Raw genomic sequence first — 19,286 nt, 5'->3', positions numbered from 1 at the left:
AGATGGTGAGTTAGCGCCAGAAGCAACTGTCAAAAAATATTTGACAGTTCGCCAAGAAGGTAGATTAGTATGACCAAAAAAGATGCAGTGCCAGCTTCCTTAACACCCATGCCAGAAAATTATGGCAATTGGTTAGCAGATTTAAAAAGCCGCATTCAAACCGCACAACAACGAGCGGCGCTTGCCGTAAACCGTGAGCTTGTCTTGCTCTATTGGCAAATAGGTCAAGATATTTTGCAGCGTCAAACTGAGCAAGGTTGGGGTGCTAAGGTTATCGAGCGCCTCTCGCATGATTTACGAATTGCCTTCCCCGAAATGAAAGGGTTTTCACTACGAAACTTACAATATATGTGTGCTTTTGCTGAAGCTTGGCCAGATAACTCAATTGTGCAACAGGCTGTTGCACAATTACCTTGGGGTCACAATTTAGTACTGTTAAGTAAATTAAAAAGCCAAGAGCTACGCACGCTTTACGCACAAAGTGCTGTAGAGCATGGCTGGTCTCGTTCTATATTAGAGATGCAAATAGAAACACGAAGAATTGAACGTGAAGGTAAAGCCGTTACCAATTTTGCAGAACGCCTTCCTGAACCCAATACTGACTTGGCACGCCAATCATTTAAAGACCCTTATTTATTCGATTTTTTGCATCTTGGCAATGAAGCTTATGAACGTGATATCGAAGATGCTTTAGTTAAGCACATTACCCAGTTTTTATTAGAGCTAGGTGCTGGTTTTGCTTTTGTTGGGCGACAAGTACATTTAGAAGTAGGGGGCGATGACTTCTTTATTGACCTCTTGTTCTACCACTTAAAACTACGTTGTTATGTTGTGATAGAGCTTAAAGCTGATAAGTTTAAGCCTGAACACTTGGGTCAGCTAAGCTTTTACCTAACAGCCATTGACCAGCAAGTTAAAGCAGCAGAAGACAATCCAACCATTGGTTTGCTGTTATGTAAAAGCAAAAACAAGGTAGTAGCAGAATATGCACTGCACGATAAAAGCCAGCCGCTTGGCGTAGCAGAATATCAATTAGTGGAATCTCTGCCCAAAGAATTACAAACCAGCTTGCCTAGCATTGAGCAGATAGAGCAAGGGTTAAAGGATAATTAATGCAGTCTGTCAAAGTGAAAACTACCGCTAAAAGAAAGTCTAAAAAAAGCTAATGAATTATAAGCCATAAACGAAAAAACCAGCCCTAAGGCTGGTTCTTAAAATTTGGAGCGGGAAACGAGATTCGAACTCGCGACCCCAACCTTGGCAATGCCCACCCCTGCCATATATCTAATCCTACCTTAACCTACACCAATGTACATTAGCCCATAATCATTGGCTTTGCTGTTTCTAACTGAAAGACAACTTAGTGCACAATAGCACCATTTAGAGTAATACTATAAAACTTCTATTTCTCTCGGTTGGTTACTTTTGACCACAATTGACCCTTGCCTTAAATTCTTGTCTAATGAAATGACTGATAAATAGAAGGTTTGTGTATCATGAAGATAGCAAGAATAAACTTGAAGGATGTCATCTGCCACCCAAGTATTGATGAGCTATATTTGCTTTCAAAGGATGTTGATTCTGAGAAGATTTATGCTGAGCTATCCGATGAAATGCTTATTTTCATACAAAACAACAAACCATTACACGTCATAAAGCACGGAAAAAATCAGTACTATTTCTTTTCAAACTGGGATGTTTTAGTGGAGTTTAAGAGTCGCGGGCTAAAAAAAATAACTGCTATTCTGCACGATAAAAAAGCTACTGATGAGTTTATTTCTGAGTGGGCTTACCAATCAGAAATAACAAAATGGATCCCCTCTTTAAAAGATAGACCTCAGTTCAAATACCTTCAAAAGTTAATCGAACTATCACCTCCTCTAACCCAAAAAATGTTTAAAGATGGCAACACTAAACTGGCTGTTTCTTCCATCCAGAAACTTGCTAACTTAACGCGCTCCCAAGTACGCTCAAAGATTGATAGCAAAGATAAAGAAGGGACAAAGCTTGAGCAATTTCTGAGAGAGTCTAATGAATCGAAAAGTTAATTTTTGGGGCAAAGTATCTGAAAGCAATGAGAAACTACTGCTAGGTAGAATGGCTGAAGTTATTAATTTCTATTTAGAACACACAGAAGATACTGATTTATCCGATGCGATTAAACTTAATCATGCGGCCTACCTAACAAGCCCTTATGAAGAGTTACCTCCAGGATTCTATAGCCAACTAGACACTCTATTAGCCACAATCACAGATAACCGAGAACTCACTGAATTTCCAACAGTCGCTTGTTTATGCATCCAAGCAGACGAACAAAGTGTCTTGCACGGATGGCATGGTCTAGTTATTTCTGTTGCTTTAGAACACCTGCGCTTATTTTCAAATGCTTCGCGAATTGCTAGTGCAGTCAATGCTTATCGATTATTTGTATCGCTTGAGCTAAAAAAGTATAGCAGTGAGATCAATAAACACGTTCCATCTGCTTCACTACCTCTATTTGAGATAGTTGCTGCCATTGACTCCTACTTTGAACAACCTGATTTAATTCTGCCACTTAAACGAAGGCTTCAACCTATTCGGCGAATTATTGAAGATGTTTATAAACAAGAGCTTAAAAACCAGAGATCAAGAGGCGTTACACCGCCTATAGCACCAAAAGAAAATAATAAAAATGAAGAAAAGGACACTGTTACTAGAAAACAAGCGCCTGTTGATGAAGAGGAAGCTCCCTATATAGAGTTCGTAGAAGCATTTACTGAGCCTTCAGCCAAAACTGTTGACTCCAATGAGTTTAGAGCAGACAACGCCCCGAGAGCCACTTTCATTCAAGCAGAAACTGATAGCAGTGTTTCAAAACATATTGCCAACTCTGCAGCTTTGTCAGCAATCTACGCACGAAATGTAGCGCATCAAATTGAGCGTCGTGAAAAGAGTTTAATAACTGCTTGGCCCACTTTAACTGAGCATGAAGTAAGCATTTTAATACAAGCAATCCAAGAGCATTATCAAACTTACTCTGCGGAAACCCTTGTCATTTACCTCATGCTGGTAACAGGCAGAAGACTTGAAGAGTTATGCTCAGCGAAAAATGTAGCATCAATTAATGCCCTTAATACTGTAGGTAATGCCTATACGTTAGAGGCTTATGGTAATTGGTACTATTGGATGTACCTGCCTGACTTACCTCATCATAAACAAGAGAGAGTTTTTCATGGCCTTCTCAACCAGAAGTTAGCAATCGTATTTTTACCAATTCCTTATTTTATACCTAATGTACAGCCACCTCCCTACCTTATTCCTAGCTATACAGAAGACCTTAAAATTAGTGTTGATGCATTTTTGGCAAGAGTTAGCAAAGCTTTTTCAGTAAGGTTAACCTCTACACGAGTGGCAGATTACCTTGGCTATTTTCTACATCGTAATGGTGTTGATGATGTCGTTATAGCGCATCTAACTGGTAATCCGTCCATTCAACCTGCCGGTATTTATTACCAACAATTCAACGGAACGCAACTACAAGAAGCCTATAACCTATTTATAACGGCTGCCTTAAAACCATCGATACCCAATTTAATAATCAATCCTATTGACCCTTCATACTTAGGAGGCTCAAGACTACAAGTTAAAGATAAAGCCATTGCAATGTTGTTTTCTCACTTAGAATCTCAGTTGAGCGATAACCATAGCTTAATAGAATTCCATAACAGCTATACGCTATATGTTCTGCACCTACTCAACTTTGCAACAGGCCATCGACCCGTCAATGATCCTTTTGAAGACCTTAGATCAATTGATTTGTACAATGCGAAGATTTTTATATCTGACAAAGAAGTGCGTGATGTTGATGCCTCAAGAACACTTGTTTTGCCTAAGGTAGCTATTGAACAAATTAATGCCTACCTAGCTCACTTAGAAATTTTAAAAGATCACTTAACATTCATTAATCCTTTAGCCATTAACTACTTAGAAAAAGCAATGAATGGCACTGTGCCTTTCCTATTCTTTTTTAACCTTAATCAAGGCAATGCAATCCTTTCTATCACGCCTAGTCTAGTCAAAAAGATGGTCAGTGACTTTTTTGGCCTGCCCTTAAACTGGAACCGCCATTACCTAAGAACTTTCTTATCTAACCAAGGTATAACCGGTGAAACCATTGACACTTGGATGGGGCATGCAAAACCTGGTCAAGAAGGTCTGGCAAAATACAGTGGCCTATCAATGAGTAGCCTTAAAAAAGTGGCTGATTGTATTCAGAAAGAAATGGAAAATCTTGAAATTAAGAAGTGGGATGGCTGGGGGGCTTACGATGGCTAAACCACCCTTACTGTATGGGGCTAAACGCAGGGCTAGCATTAGACAAGGAAAAGATAAAAAAGCGGCGGACGAGGTCCGACAAAAAATGAAAGAGTGGATGCCTCGGCACATGCCAGCACTACTTAACCTTCCCGTCGTCGTTGAAAACTACGAACAACAGCTCAAAGCATTTACTTCTTATATACAAACTGAGTTTCAAGATATAAGGCGGTTAAGACTTTGTTACCAGTATATTACTAGCACTATCGCAGAGGGCAATAAAACCGATGCCTGGAATCTGCGCATTCCAGGCAATTTAATTAAAGTACGTCGTTCAAAAACAAGCCGAACTGCATCTTTTTTCCGTACGGGTGCTGAAGTTGGTCGCTTGTATAGGGCTTGGCGTGATGATATTAAAGTCAAAGCTACGCCACCTACTGACAAATCAGAGAGGTTAGCAGATGTGCTCATTTCTGCGATAATCCATAGCGGACTAGCCAACCCAAATGCTGTTGCCTGCCTAGCAAATACCTTATTGGCTGAAACTCAACCTTTTAATAAAATCCAAGATTTTCTTTGGATCGATTTAGCTTGGTCATCAGATACCGACCCTATCAACTACAAGCTAGTTGAAGATGAAACCACAATTAAAAAAACAATTTTTCGTTTTTACCCTAATAACTTTACGTTAGGTTTAATCAACTCTTTTTACGGCTGCAAAAGCAATGACACTTTATTAAATGAGTACGATGTAAAAAACTCATGGGGCTTGATTAGAAAAAGGTTATCGATCGCTTCTCCTAATACCAAGCTTCTTAAGTTAAGTCAGTTCTGTGTTGGGGCGCAGTCAGTAACTGAAATGCTGGACAATGTTGAGATACCCCAAGTTTTATTAGAATGCGCAGCCGGTAGACAAAACACCTCTTCTTTACCTCCTGACCATCACATCAATTGGATTCACAAACGCCCCATTCAAAACCTAACTAGGCCCATTGAGTTTTTAGGGATTACCCCTTGGGATAAATTAGTACCCGGCGATGTTGTAAGTGGCAAGGTGAAGCTATTGCATGGCGCAGATGCTTTGTCTGCACAAATTAGATCGGCCTTACAAATTGAAGGCAATGGCATTAAGCGATCTTCATCTGAAGCCATCGAAGAGCTAAAGCTGCTACTAATTGAAGAGCGAACGACCAATGAGGTCATTTTTATTAGTTGGTTAATAAAAAGCTTGTCAGGCAATAAAATAAGTACAGCGCTACGTTACTTTGTAGAAGTTAAGGATCTTTGGTTTTATTTTATGGGTGATCAAGACTTAAGTACTTTGGATGAAAGTGACTTTGAGTCAATTTATGAGCTTATGTTGTCCCTGAAAGAAAACCCTAATGCCAAAGAGTATCTACGCGGACGCTTAAGCGACTTACATGCTTCTGCAAGCTTTGAGTATGGGCTACCCAACCTAAGGGAGTTTTTCTTAGGAAGTGGGCCGGTGCGTAATCAGTTACAAATAAAGGCAGGCTATATTCCTGAACTGGCTTATCAAGCAATTTTAAACAACATAAAAAATATAAATGACCTAGACCCTCACACCGTTGAAGGTTTAAGAGTGCTGGTTGTATTGGCCTACCGTACAGGATTAAGGCGTGGTGAGCTGTTGAAATTAAGGCTATCAGATGTTGAGCAGTCGATTAACCCTTGGCTTTTTGTTGTCAATAATCGCTACGGTAACAACAAAACTGATTCGGCATTAAGAAAGATTCCGCTTAACCCATTACTGCTGGACGAAGAATTAACAGACTTTAAAAACTATATAGGTAGGCGAAGAGCTGCTAATCAGAATCAACCCAATACACTTCTATTTTCTCTACCGCACAGCCCTACCATACCTCACAAGGGGCATCCTATCAGTGAGCTAGTTAAACGTACATTAGTTAGTCAGGCCTATTTAGATTTAACTTTTCATCACCTAAGGCACAGCGCACTTACTAACTTGATGTTGGTCATGGATGGGAATAATGAGCTAATCGAAGTACTAACAGCTTACTCAATAGAGCAAGCTACAGAAATTAGAGAAAAACTTTTATCAACTAATCCTGAAAGTAAGCGTGATGCCTATTGGGTTATTGCTGGTATCGCAGGCCACTTAACACCAGAAACCACTTTTACTAACTATATTCACATTACAGACATCATTATATCCAAACGACTAGCAGCCTATAACCCAGCACTAACTCTGACAGAAAGCAGATACATTAGTGGTTTATCTAGCCGCTATCTTAATCAACACATAGCAACACGAGCTGTAGCTAATTCAGAAGTGAATGATGGCAGTTTTTATCTAAATGAACTTTCGAGCCCAATCAAGCAAAGACTAACACCAAAAACTCAGACTATCGCTGAACCCAATTCACCAATAATAAATCAACCGCATGAAGCGCCATTACAACGTAGAGCAGCAAACGTTGCTGACTGCTATGCAGCATTAAAAGCAATTGAAAACGGTGAATCAGTAGTGATGGCATCGATAACTTATGCAATTGATGAAGAGCGAATTAATCAATGGATAGAAAATGCTAAAAGTCTTCAGCAATACAAAACAATCCACGGCAATGCTAGGTTATTCTCTAAGGATAGGGTAATGACTAATATTGGTGAGCCCTTATTGCCAGTACGACCTAACGACCGCTCAATATTAGCTGAAATAGATAAAACCATTAATAACATTCGTGAGGCTTTCAAGGGTAATAAAGATGGAGTTATTTGGGTTATTAATTATTGGTTAAACAACACCATGACTTCAAAATCCGGTATCCGATTTACTGACCACACTGAGCTAGAAAGATTTATCAAAATACTTGAGGAAGCTATTCCGTTAAGAAGATGGCATCTAAATTTATCCGTACCTAATAAAACCAAAGAGTCAGAGCTAAATAAATGGAAAGAATGCAAGTTAGGAACTATCGTAGAGACTGGCTTAGAGACAGGTAAAAGTATTCATGCCTACTTACATTTAAAGCATAAAGATGAAGCAAGCATTTTGGCTAAAAGAAAAACCAAAATGAGTCACTACTCATCATCCCTAATGCGCTATGTGTTTCACATGCTGGCAATTATGATCGGTATTAATAGTTGAATCTAGGTTTAGATAAAGAGCAAATAAACCACATTCAAAAATCAGCTTTTAATATATTTAACTCTCCCATATTACTAAATATATCTTGCTTATTATCTGTTAACATTTTAAACACATCGTCTAAATTAATTTTTTCATTCTTAATTATTTCAATACCATAATCATAATCATATACAAAATATGACTCAACACAACCCAAAAAAACTCTCCTCTTATTGTTGTATTCAAAACCCACATGGGCTACTGAGCTATCACTTTCTTTTAAAGAATACAAATCTTCAATTTTATTTTTAAGATCATCATCAGTAAATCCAGGTCTAATAGTTATACGTCTTTCTTCAAATTCTTCATAAGAATTAAAACCTTGTAAGTTGTCAGTATTTATTTTCCTGTTTATAATAGTTGCGTTAATTAAACTCTTATCTCTAACAAGTATTTCTTTCTCATCTTCTTTATCACCATAGATTATTGGACTTATCTCAAAACTTGGTTTTACTAGATCACAACCATCCTTATAGTTTCCATCAATTGAATAACCAATTACTTTATTATTCATCAACACTTTATACTTAGATTTATTTTTTAAAAAACCCATTAAAACGTTAATGATTACTTGTTTTGCTTCCGACTGTTTTTTTAGACTTACTGATACTAGCAAATCATCATCTGGTAAAAACCAAAACAAACAAGGATCGCCTGGTATTTCATTTATATTATAAAGTTTTTTAGTTAATTTTTTAGTTCTAATATTTAATGCTTTTCTATCGTAATAACTTTTAGGTAACCCTTTCCAAACCCCAACTAAAAATCCACCATTTTTTTTATACTCCCCAATGGTAAAATAAGAAGATATTAACATCTCAATATTTTCTGATGTCAATTCCTCATTATCTTTTAAAATATTATTTAATGAATCTAACTCTTTTGGAAACTCCTCTTCAGCCCACTCCTTCCAACCATTCAACAAAGAAAAAACATCTCCTAAATCATTTTGCCTAACATTATTTTTGTAATAACCTAAACTTTCAACCTTATAAACTCTAACAGTTAACTTCATAAATCATTCAACTCCTAGATTCAACTTGCTAGTACGACTAGCCTATAATTCTTCCAGTAATACAAGAACAGTAACATTTTCAATGCTACCCACCTAAACCCAAAAACACAATATGCAGTGCAAGAAAATAAAGAAAACACTATATGATCCATTGCCAGTGAAGTTTAACAGCACTGATTTCATAACAAAAACTAATCAACTTCTTTCTTAACAACCTGTTTGAGCAACTACCAAATAGCACTGTTTCTTAATGCTACCTAACCATCGGCAAGTCTGCCCACTGGGTTGTGTAAGCGGGTGATAGCCTGTCTCTTTTTATTGCCCAAGTGTTGTTAGTGCCTTGGCTAGCTATAAACACCTTCCCTAGCCTACTTTGGTTGATGGTATCTAGTGCTGTCATCAGTCTTTTGCTGCTACTGCTTTGTTGCTCATTATCAAACAAGCTTTGTTGAGCGGTATTCTGATCGTAGAAGTCTAACAACATAACGCCACCCTTGTTGTAACGATAACCATCACGCCATATCTTTTTTAGAAGCTGCATAGCTAACTCGATTAAGTCTCTTGAATCATTACTAGGAATGATTAGCTGGCCGACTGACGAATTGGCGTAGGCTTCTTGGTCTGTTTTAAAGCGATTGGTTTCAATGAATACCGTCATCACCTTGGCTTGCTGCTCTTCTGCTCTAAGCTTTTCTGCTGCCCTTGAAGCGTGTTGAGATATAGCTTCGCGCATATCGTCTAGCTGAGTAACCTGGCTACCAAAAGACCGGCTGCATACAATCTGTTTTTTCTTGAGTGGTATTTCTTCTAACTCTAGGCAGGAGACACCATTTAGCTCGTGGTGGGTTCTTTCTAACACAACCGAGAACTTACTGGGATGGCAGCTTGTGCTAGGTCTAGAGCGGCTTCTATCCCTATGGCATTCAGGCGCTTGGTGATTTGCCTTCCAACTCTCCACACCTCATTCACAGGATAAGCTTTAATTGTCGTTCACGCTGGGTAAGGTCTACCACTCCCCTTGTTGCAGGGTACTTTTTCACAATTCGCATAGAAGTTATTGCAATCTACCAGTGCAAATATCTGGCTCATTTCTGTTAGTGTGATTTTGAACGGTAGTTACGGATAACACTGGTTACCACACCGTTTATCTCTAAATCGCAGCCTTCAGGTATATCAATCGGCTGATAAGCAGGGTTACGTGGCATAAGCCTTAAGGTAGGAGGGTAGATACAGCTCTTTAACGGTTGTTTCACCGAATACATTGGCAATCACTATGGCGCCATGCTCAGGCTTTATAGAGCGGTCAAAGACTAAAATATCACCTTCAAAAATACCCGCTTCAATCATCGAGTGACCTTCAACACGTACAAAGAAGGTGGAAGCTGGGTGCTTGATACAAAGCTGGTTAAGGTCTAGCCGTTGCTCAACATAGTCTTGAGCGGGTGAAGGAAAGCCTGCCGATACTCTATCCGTAAATAGAGGAATAAAAAGTGAGCTTTGCTGGATTTGGGTAAGGTCAAAGCTACGACCAAGGTGTGTAACATGCATGGGAAAACCTGTATAAGTCATGTGGGTTCATACAGTATCTTATGTGCCTTTGACTTCCTCAAGGGCATTATGAGTTATGTTGTCGCCTAAACCACTAATTGTGGGTGCTCAAATTACCTATGACACTACATACATACTTAACCCAACTCCAAACTTACCAATACCCTTAACCACTTTCCGTCACCCTGCAGCAATTAGGTAGTTTCTAGGTCGAAAACCCTTACGCAATGTGGCATTATCTAGGCTCTTTTACCAAGCTGTCACCAATAATAATAGGGAAGGTTAACTCAGGATGATTAGTGATTACCATGCCAAGTACTTTGCTTATGAATTAACAAGGCAAAGGCGTGGCGGCGATTTAGACCGTATTTCGGTATCGCTTTTTGATGCTGCCGTAGACCTTAATCCCCACCAAATTGATGCCGCCCTGTTTGCCCTACAAAACCCCCTAAGCAAAGGTGTATTACTCGCTGATGAAGTTGGTTTAGGTAAAACCATTGAAGCTGCATTGGTGCTTTGCCAATACTGGGCTGAACGTCGTAGAAACTTAATTGTTATTTGCCCTGCTGCCTTGCGTAAACAATGGGCTAATGAGCTAAGTGAAAAGTTTCACCTACCTACCCAAGTGCTAGATTCTCGTACTTACAACATCTTACGCAAAGAAGGTATTTACAACCCTTTAGAGCAGCAAAAAATCATTATCATGTCTTATCATTATGCTGCTCGAATGGCGGACAAGTTGCGCCTTACCCTTTGGGATTTAGTCGTCATAGATGAAGCGCATAAATTGCGTAACGCGCATAGAGAAAGCCATAAAACAGGCCAAGCCCTTAAAAGCGCATTAGCAGGTTCACGCAAACTTTTACTAACCGCCACCCCTCTACAAAACTCATTAATGGAACTCTACGGCCTATCCACCATTATTGATGAGCAACTGTTTGGTGATGCCAACAGCTTTCGTAGCCAGTTTATACGCAATGGGCCAGATATAACCGGCTTGCGCTATCGTTTACAAGAATTTAGCCAGCGCACGCTACGTCGCCAAGTGCTTGAATATATAAAATACACCGAGCGCAAAGCGCTTACTCTACCCTTTAATCCCAGTGATGAAGAACAGCAACTTTATGACTTGCTTTCTGCCTACTTACAACGCCCAGACACCTATGGCGTACCTTGGCGTCAACGCCATTTAGTTTCTTTAGTTATTCGTAAACTGCTAGCTTCCTCTACCGAAGCGGTAAAAGAAACCCTTAAAACTCTGCTGAAACGCTTGCGTGAACTTAAAGATGAAACCTTGCAACAAACTGACTGGCTAGATCAACTACTTATTCAAGAAGAAATTGATGAAGAATGGTTTACAGAACTAGATGATAAAACTGATAAAGAAGAAGAGAGCGAACCAAGCAAGCAAGTTGATTTAACCCAATTACGCGGTGAAATTGCTGAGCTTGAATCCTATTTAACTCTAGCCCAAAGTATTCCAATAGATACAAAAACACATGCTTTAACCCAAGCCTTAACTCAAGGGTTTGAACGCATGTCTGCTATGGGCGCAGCACGCAAAGCAGTTATTTTTACTGAATCACGCCGCACCCAAGACTATTTACAGCACTACCTAGAACAACATGGTTACGCCAATAAAACGATTAGCTTTAGTGGTAGCAACAACTCCGCCGCCGTTACCGGTATTTACCAACGCTGGCTAAAAGAACATAAAAATAGCGACAAGGTTACGGGTAGCCCAGCGGTAGACAGGCGTTCTGCCATTATTGACCACTTTAAAAATACCGCTGAAATTTTAATTGCTACAGAAGCAGCAGCAGAAGGTATTAACCTACAGTTTTGTAGCTTAGTTATAAATTACGATCTACCCTGGAACCCTCAACGCATAGAACAACGCATTGGCCGTTGCCACCGTTATGGTCAAAAGTTCGATGTCGTGGTCATTAACTTCTTAAACCAACGCAACGAAGCTGACCAGCGTGTTCTTGAGTTACTAACAGAAAAGTTCCAGCTCTTTGAAGGCCTGTTTGGTGCTTCAGATGAGTTAATAGGCAGCATTGAATCCATTGTAAATTTAGAAAAACGCATTGCCAGCATTTACGACAGCTGCCGCACACCCCAAGAAATACAAGCAGCCTTTGACACCCTACAAAAAGACTTAGAAGACTCAATTAGTGAACGCATTAAAGACACTGAAGAAAAGCTATTAGAAAATTTTGATGAACAAGTGCATGAAAGACTAAAGCTACAAAAAGAACAAGCCATAACCCAGCTAGACCGTACCCAACGCATGTTTTGGCAACTTACTCATTTCGTTCTACACCAACACGCCAACTTTAATGAACCCAACTTATCTTTTAACCTTAAACCACCCATCGGTGTAGCCGCTCCTTCGGGTGAATATCAACTAATTCAGAAAAATCAGCAAAACAATGCAAACACTCATACTTACCGGCTAACCCACCCCTTAGGTGAATATGTATTAGAAACAGGTAAAAACCTAACCTGTGCACCCGCCCTAGTAACGTTCAATTTAACTGGTTACCTAGGTAAAATTTCTGTACTAGAAAACCTGGCCAGCAAAAGTGGATGGTTAGCACTAAATTTACTTGAGCTAGATAGCTTTGAAAAAGAAGAACACCTAGTATTTACTGGCTTAACCGATGCAGGTGAAGTGCTTGATAAAGATGCTTGCGAGCGCCTTTTTAACCTTAGCGCCAAAGCAAAATTACTTGATGAAAACACCCCTAAGATTTTTACTCAGCAAGTAACTAGGCAATTAGAAGCTGCGCTTAGCAAAGCGCTTGAAGAAAACACCGTTTATTTTAAACGCGAGCAAGAAAAGCTAGAAGCTTGGTCTGAAGATCAGCTACTATCTGCCGAGCAAATTTTAGACAACACCAAGCTAAAGCTGCGTGAAGCCAAACGCCTAGCTCGCCTAGCAGAAAGCATTGAAGAACAAAAATCCGCCCAAGAAGAAATAAAAAAACTAGAACGCCAACAGCGCCGTCAACGCCATGAGTTATTTGATGTAGAAGACGCTATTGAAGATCGCCGCGACCAACTTATTACCGCGCTAGAAAAAAGAATGCATCAACACAGCAGCCATCAAGAACTATTCAAGCTGCGCTTTCATCTTATTTAGGAATCACCATGCCCGTTACAGACAAACTGCGTAATCGTTTATTAAAAAAACTCACCGAACTGTTTCAGCTTAACCAGCCTGATTTAGACTTTGGTTTTTACCGCATCATGCACGCCAAAGCAGCAGAAGTGCAGCAGTTTGTTGACAAAGACTTACTAACGATTGTTAAAGAAGCTTTTGGTGAAAATGATGGCCAGCAAGTGGCTGAAGCGCGGGGTAAATACGAAACGGCTATTCAACAAGCTAAAGACTTTGGAGCGCCTAATCCAGAAGAAACCAAGCCCGTACAAGAAGCCAAAGCCGCTTACGATGCTGCCCGTGAAAGCGGCAGTAATGAAGCGCAAGTCTACGATCATTTATATCGCTTTTTTGAGCGTTATTATGATGATGGTGACTTTGTTTCACGCCGCTACTACACACGTGAAACCGCCAGCAATGCCGCGCCCTATGCTGTTCCCTACAATGGCGAAGAAGTAAAACTTGTCTGGGCTAATATGGACCAGTACTACATTAAATCGACTGAATACTTTAATAACTTCAGTTTTGATTTACGCCAAGTTAAAGACCTAAGTGAATTAGAAGGCTTAAACCTTGGCAATCAAGAAAACTCCCCTCTTAGAGTTCACTTCAAAATAATCGCCGCCAGCGAAGGCGAACACGGCAATATTAAAGAAAGTGATAGCAGCAAGCGACAGTTCTTCCTACATCAAGAACAACCCGTAGCGTTAAATGAACAAAATGAGCTAGTCATTAATTTTGAATACCGGGCAGCAACGGCTAAAGACGCACTGACTAAAGAGCAAGAAACCCAGGTTAAAACAGAATTTGATGCTAAAGGTGCTAATAAAGGTGATTTACCCAACCTATTTATTACCAGCCAAATTATTCATGCCGCTAAAAACCTTGCAGGCTTACCAAGCGACTACCTACCTAGCCTAAGCGCACCCCTGCCCACCGACAAAATAAAGCAGCGCCCTTTACTAGCTAAGTACATAAACCAATACACTGGTCGCAACACCATGGATTATTTTATCCATAAGGACTTGGGCAGTTTTTTACGCCGTGAGCTGGATTTTTATATTAAAAACGAAGTGATGCGCTTAGACGACATTGAAAATGCCGATGCCCCAGCGGTTGAAAGCTACCTCAGTAAAATCAAAGTGCTGCGTCAAATCGCCCATAAGCTGATCGATTTTTTAGCCCAATTGGAAGACTTTCAGAAAAAGCTATGGCTGAAGAAAAAGTTTGTTACCGAAACCAACTACTGCATCACCCTTGATCGCGTACCCGTAGAACTGTATCCAGAAATTTGTACCAACCAAGCTCAGTTAGAAGAGTGGATACAGCTGTTTGCCATTGATGAGATTCAAGGCGACCTTACCACGCCCGCATTTAGCAATCCGTTAACGTTAGAGTTTTTACAAGCCAACCAAAACCTAGTGCTGGATACGCAGTTTTTTAGCGAACAGTTTAAAGCCCAGCTATTGGCGAGTATTGAAGACTTTGATGAGCAATGTGATGGACTGTTGATTCATTCGGAAAATTTTCAGGCGTTGAGCTTGCTGCAAGAGCGATATAGAGAATCTATTGACTGTATTCATATTGACCCGCCGTATAATACGGACACAAGTGGATTCTTATATAAGAACTCTTATAAGCACTCTAGTTGGGCTACTTTCATGAATGATCGAATCACATCGTCGTTGAGTATGCTAAACAAGACTGCTGATTACCTATGTCATATCGATGAAAACGAATATGAAAATTTATTCAAGCTATTTGACAATACAAGTCTATCTAACTCTGGAACTCTAGTTTGGGATAAAAGAAACCCAATGAATGGCGGTAGTGGCTTAGCTACTCAGCATGAGTATGTCACTGTAAGAAGCAACCATAAAAAACCAATCTACCTAAGAAATAAAAACACTCTGGCAATGCTGAGTAAAGCTCAAGACTTAATTAATAGTTATGGCAATGGTTACGTTAATGAAAAAGTCAGGTCTGAATATAGCAAATGGATAAACGCTAACAATGAATTAAGTGGAGGGGAGAAAGCATATAGATATATTGATGATAATGGTTTTATATATCAAAGTGTAAGCCTTCGTGCTCCAGAAAAAAGATTAGACAGTAAGTTTTTTACCCCTCTAATACATCCTGCAACTCAAAAGCCTTGCTCAGTTCCACCTAACGGGTTCTCAAGAACACCTGAGACTTTGCAAAACATGATTGATAAGGGGTTAATTCTCTTTGGTACTGACGAAACAACCCAACCTAGACAAAAGGTGCTATTAACAAAAGAAACAAAAAGACAGATACCCTCTTTAATTCAAGACGGTATGAAAGGAAAATCCTGGACAGATGCTTTAGGCGTAAACTTTCCGTATTGTCACCCAGTGTCTTTATACGAAGATTTAGTTGGTGCCACAACTAATACTGAAAACTCTATCATATTGGATTACTTTTCTGGTTCTGGCACTACTGGCCATGCTGTTATCAATCTTAATCGTGAAGACAGCGGTAATCGAAAATACATCCTCGCTGAAATGGGCAACCACTTTGACACCGTATTAAAACCACGTCTTGCCAAAGTTGCCTATGCTGCGGAATGGAAAAGCGGCAAGCCCGTCGCTCGCAATACTGGCATTTCTCACTGCTTTAAATACATTCGTTTGGAATCCTACGAAGACACGCTTAATAACCTGCGCCTAGCCTCTGACCCTGTGCGCCAGCGTGCCATCGACGGTAATACCCAGCTCAAGCAAGATTACATGCTCAACTACATGCTGGACGTTGAAACCCGCGGCAGTCAGTCTTTGCTCAATATTGATGCCTTTACCGACCCAACTGCCTACCAGCTAAAAATTAAGAAACCTAGCTCAGACGAATACGTTACCTGTAACGTCGATTTAATCGAAACCTTTAACTACTTAATCGGTTTACGTGTTGAACACACGGCAGCACCGCAACGCTTTAACGCCAGCTTTAAACGTGCGCAAGATGCCCATGCACCAGAAGGCCAAACAACTCGCCTAGTGTTAGATGGCCGTATGCAACAAGACGCCAACGGCCCTTGGTGGTTCCGCAAAGTAGAAGGCTGGGTTCCGGCAGACACAGCAAACCCTAATAACGGCCAGCAAGAAAAAGTGCTTATCGTTTGGCGCAAACTCACTGGTGATATAGAACAAGATAATTTAATGCTGGATGAATGGTTCCAAACAAACCGCATCAGTACCCGAGACTTTGAATTTAACACCATCTACGTGAACGGCAGCAACAACCTACCTAACCTAAAACAAGCCGAAGACCGCTGGAAAGTACGCCTAATCGAAGAAGAATTTATGCAGCGCATGTGGGATGTGGAGGGATAAACAATGCAATATATTAAAAAAATAAAGCTAAAAAACTTTAAGAAATTTAAAGAATTCGAATTTGAGTTACATGAAGGCTTGAATACACTAATTGGCGACAATGAGTCAGGTAAAAGTAGTATTCTTCAAGCTATTGAGCTTGTTGCTTCAGGAAGTAGATATAAAGTTGAAAGTTTAGGCTTAGATGCTCTTTTTAATAAAGATGCTGTCAATAGTTTTCTTGAGTTGGACGAAAAGACTTTGGAGCAATTACCTGATCTGCACGCAGAGATTTTTTTGGCTAAAGATGTTCAAGAATTAAATGGAAGGCACAATACTGAAAATGTCGAAACCACAGGGTTACACTTTAGTTGTGTTCCAGATGAAAATTTGACTCATGAAATTATTGAGGCTTTAAAAAATAATTCAAACTCATTTCCTTATGAGTTTTATAGCATCAGTTTTTTTACCTTTTCTGGGGAAGGTTATACAGGTTACCGAAAAGCCTTAAAAACTCTATTGATTGATAACACTAAAATTAATTCTGAACATGCTAATAATGAATATATTAAAAGAGTGTTTGAATCCACAGCAGAGCCAGTTACAAGAGCAAAGCTTAATAACCAGTATAGAGAAGCTAAAGGTGATTTCAAAAGTCAAAATCTAGTCGAACTCAATGCGACAATGGATGACTATATTTTTGATGTGCGCTCTGGTGTAAAGTACAGTTTAGAATCTGACTTGACACTTGCTAAGGATGACGTGCCTTTAGAGCAGAGAGGTAAAGGGCAGCAGTGTTTTATTAAAACAGACTTTGCTTTGTCCAGAAATAAAGATCAAGCAGCTATAGAAGTATTACTTATTGAAGAACCTGAAAACCACCTGAGCTTTGCTAATATGCATAAGCTCATCTCAAGAATTGAAGAAACCGAGAAAGGCCAGAAGATAATTGCAACTCACAATAGCTTAATTAGTACCCGTTTAGATTTACGGCAATCTTTTTTACTTGCAACAGATGATCAACATAAGCCATTGACGTTAGAAGATCTTGATGAAGCTACAGCAAAGTTTTTCATGAAGGCACCTAATCATAATTTTTTAGAATTCGCTTTATCACAAAAAGTAATTCTAGTTGAAGGCGATGCTGAATATATGCTGCTTGAAACGTTTTATAAAAATGTATCTGGCAATACGCATAAAAAAGATGGCGTAACTATTATTTCTGTAGGTGGAACAAGCTTTAAGCGTTATATGGAAGTGGCCAAAATACTTGGAATAAAAACAGCTGTAATTACAGACAATGATAAAAGTCATCAAGAAAATTGTGTGGTTCGATATGGAACTCATACCAACGACTCTATCAAGGCTTTTAGTGACGAAGATAATACAAGGTATACCCTCGAGGTCTGCGTCTATCAGGATAATACAAGTGCATGTTCTGATCTTTTCCAGTCTAAAGATCAGTTACAGTCTAAAGATCAGTTACAGTCGATGTTAAATAACAAGTCAGAGGCTGCATTTAGATTAGTTGAAAATCATGCAGCTAGCTTAATAGCTCCTAGCTATATTAAGGAGGCTATTCGATGGATAAGCGAGTAGTTTTGGCAGTAGCAGGTGCTGGTAAAACCACCTATATTATCAATCAATTAAAGGAAGATAGTAGAGCTTTATTGGTCACTTATACTGACAACAATACCCGCAATCTAAAAAATAAAATTATAAGAAAGTTTGGCTATATACCTGAAAGCATAAAAATTCTTAGCTATTTCACTTTCATCTACTCCTATTGTTTAAAGCCCCTCTATGGGTATGAACTAAAATTAAAAGGAATTAATTTTATTCAGGAAATTCCAAGAAAAATACTGCGTACTAGAAAAAGCTCACGTGAGCACTACATTGATTCGACTCAACGAGTTTATTCCAATCGCATTTCAAAACTACTAATAGAAAAAGAGCTGTTGCAAGATGTTACTGATAGGTTAAGTCGATATTTTGATTCTATTTATATTGACGAGATTCAAGACTTCGCTGCAAATGACTTTAATTTTGTTTGTAAGTTGTCTGACTTTTACGTTAGCTTGCTTTTAGTAGGTGATTTTTTTCAACATACATTTGATACAAGTAGAGATGGTAACACTAGGAAGAGCCTGCATGACAATTTTAAAAAATACTGTAAAGAGTTAGAGAAGGCTAAATATTTAGTAGATAAAAAAACTCTTTCGAAAAGTTATCGCTGCCCACCCGAAATATGTGAGTTTATTTCGGATAACTTAGGTATATATATTGAATCTCATAAAACCACATCTGGAAATATTGAGTTTATAGACAGTGAAGAAGGTGTGGATGCACTATTTAAGAATGACAACATAGTTAAACTTTTTTATCAAAGTAGCAATAAATATCCAGGAAATACAGATAACTGGGGTAATGTTAAAGGTCTTGATGACTTTGAAGATGTTTGTGTTGTACTGAACCCAACTACGTTAAAGGCTTATAAAAGCAATACGTTAAGTAACTTAGCGCCAACGACTAAAAACAGGTTTTATGTGGCGTGTACCCGAACAAAGCAAAATTTGTACTTTATTGACGAAAACAAATTAAAGAAATACAAAGCATGAGTAACGATAGCGAAAAAGTACCTACTAAATGTCAGTTTTTAGTTTATCAAGCAGAAGATGGTGAGTTAGCGCCAGAAGCAACTGTCAAAAAATATTTGACAGTTCGCCAAGAAGGTAGATTAGTATGACCAAAAAAGATGCA

The 19,286-nt window shown here is 39.2% G+C and carries 12 protein-coding genes; 9 read left to right on the top strand and 3 right to left on the bottom strand.

All coding sequences use genetic code 11. The features are described 5' to 3' along the window. Positions 1-69: 69 nt before the first annotated feature. From BP27_RS0112135 to BP27_RS0112120, 4 genes are all read left to right on the top strand, one after another. Positions 70-1,113: a PDDEXK nuclease domain-containing protein gene (locus BP27_RS0112135; protein ID WP_027851778.1), complete on the top strand. Its 1,044-nt coding sequence runs from the start codon at positions 70-72 to the stop codon at positions 1,111-1,113. A 383-nt stretch (positions 1,114-1,496) separates the two neighbouring features. Beyond that, the gene (locus tag BP27_RS0112130) at positions 1,497-2,048 is read left to right on the top strand and encodes a hypothetical protein (RefSeq protein ID WP_027851777.1); all 552 of its coding nucleotides are present in this window, start codon (positions 1,497-1,499) and stop codon (positions 2,046-2,048) included. Continuing rightward, complete coding sequence (locus BP27_RS0112125; protein ID WP_027851776.1) at positions 2,032-4,314, top strand: site-specific integrase; 2,283 nt, start codon at positions 2,032-2,034, stop codon at positions 4,312-4,314. The genes BP27_RS0112130 and BP27_RS0112125 overlap by 17 nt, the downstream gene beginning before the upstream one ends. Next, a complete protein-coding gene (locus BP27_RS0112120; RefSeq protein ID WP_027851775.1) occupies positions 4,307-7,423 on the top strand; it encodes a tyrosine-type recombinase/integrase in 3,117 nt (1,038 codons plus the stop codon). Before BP27_RS0112125 ends, BP27_RS0112120 begins: the two co-directional genes overlap by 8 nt. Positions 7,424-7,457: 34 nt before the next feature. Here BP27_RS0112120 and BP27_RS0112115 read toward each other — a convergent pair whose 3' ends face one another. The 3 genes from BP27_RS0112115 to BP27_RS16225 all read right to left on the bottom strand — a co-directional run bounded on the left by BP27_RS0112115 (position 7,458) and on the right by BP27_RS16225 (position 10,049). Then, a complete protein-coding gene (locus BP27_RS0112115) occupies positions 7,458-8,480 on the bottom strand; it encodes a hypothetical protein (RefSeq protein ID WP_027851774.1) in 1,023 nt (340 codons plus the stop codon). A 253-nt stretch (positions 8,481-8,733) separates the two neighbouring features. Further along, complete coding sequence (locus BP27_RS16230; RefSeq protein WP_051610555.1) at positions 8,734-9,339, bottom strand: DinB/UmuC family translesion DNA polymerase; 606 nt, start codon at positions 9,337-9,339, stop codon at positions 8,734-8,736. A gap of 335 nt (positions 9,340-9,674) precedes the next feature. Further along, on the bottom strand, positions 9,675-10,049 hold the full coding sequence (locus BP27_RS16225) for a LexA family protein (RefSeq protein WP_425411889.1): 375 nt from the start codon (positions 10,047-10,049) through the stop codon (positions 9,675-9,677). Between the two features lie 271 nt (positions 10,050-10,320). On the opposite strand from BP27_RS16225, the gene BP27_RS0112100 reads away from it, so the two are divergent. From BP27_RS0112100 to BP27_RS17520, 5 genes are read left to right on the top strand one after another with little or no spacing between them, the layout of a single operon-like run. Continuing rightward, positions 10,321-13,176 (top strand): SNF2-related protein, encoded by a 2,856-nt coding sequence (locus BP27_RS0112100; RefSeq protein ID WP_027851773.1) that lies wholly within the window; start codon positions 10,321-10,323, stop codon positions 13,174-13,176. A gap of 8 nt (positions 13,177-13,184) precedes the next feature. Beyond that, a complete protein-coding gene (locus tag BP27_RS0112095; RefSeq protein WP_027851772.1) occupies positions 13,185-16,547 on the top strand; it encodes a site-specific DNA-methyltransferase in 3,363 nt (1,120 codons plus the stop codon). Positions 16,548-16,550: 3 nt separating this feature from the next. Continuing rightward, positions 16,551-18,125 carry an ATP-dependent nuclease gene (locus tag BP27_RS0112090; RefSeq protein WP_027851771.1) on the top strand — a complete coding sequence of 525 codons (1,575 nt, stop codon included), beginning with the start codon at positions 16,551-16,553 and terminating at the stop codon, positions 18,123-18,125. Then, complete coding sequence (locus tag BP27_RS0112085) at positions 18,110-19,144, top strand: DEAD/DEAH box helicase (protein WP_027851770.1); 1,035 nt, start codon at positions 18,110-18,112, stop codon at positions 19,142-19,144. The genes BP27_RS0112090 and BP27_RS0112085 overlap by 16 nt, the downstream gene beginning before the upstream one ends. After that, positions 19,141-19,272 (top strand): hypothetical protein, encoded by a 132-nt coding sequence (locus BP27_RS17520; protein ID WP_281172152.1) that lies wholly within the window; start codon positions 19,141-19,143, stop codon positions 19,270-19,272. Before BP27_RS0112085 ends, BP27_RS17520 begins: the two co-directional genes overlap by 4 nt. The last annotated feature ends 14 nt before the right edge of the window (positions 19,273-19,286 follow it).

The sequence above is a fragment of the Marinospirillum insulare DSM 21763 genome (assembly GCF_000686905.1).
In the GTDB taxonomy this organism is placed as follows: Bacteria; Pseudomonadota; Gammaproteobacteria; order Pseudomonadales; family Halomonadaceae; genus Marinospirillum; species Marinospirillum insulare.
Note: the sequence above shows the minus strand (reverse complement) of the source record. Positions and strands in the feature narration are given on the sequence as shown.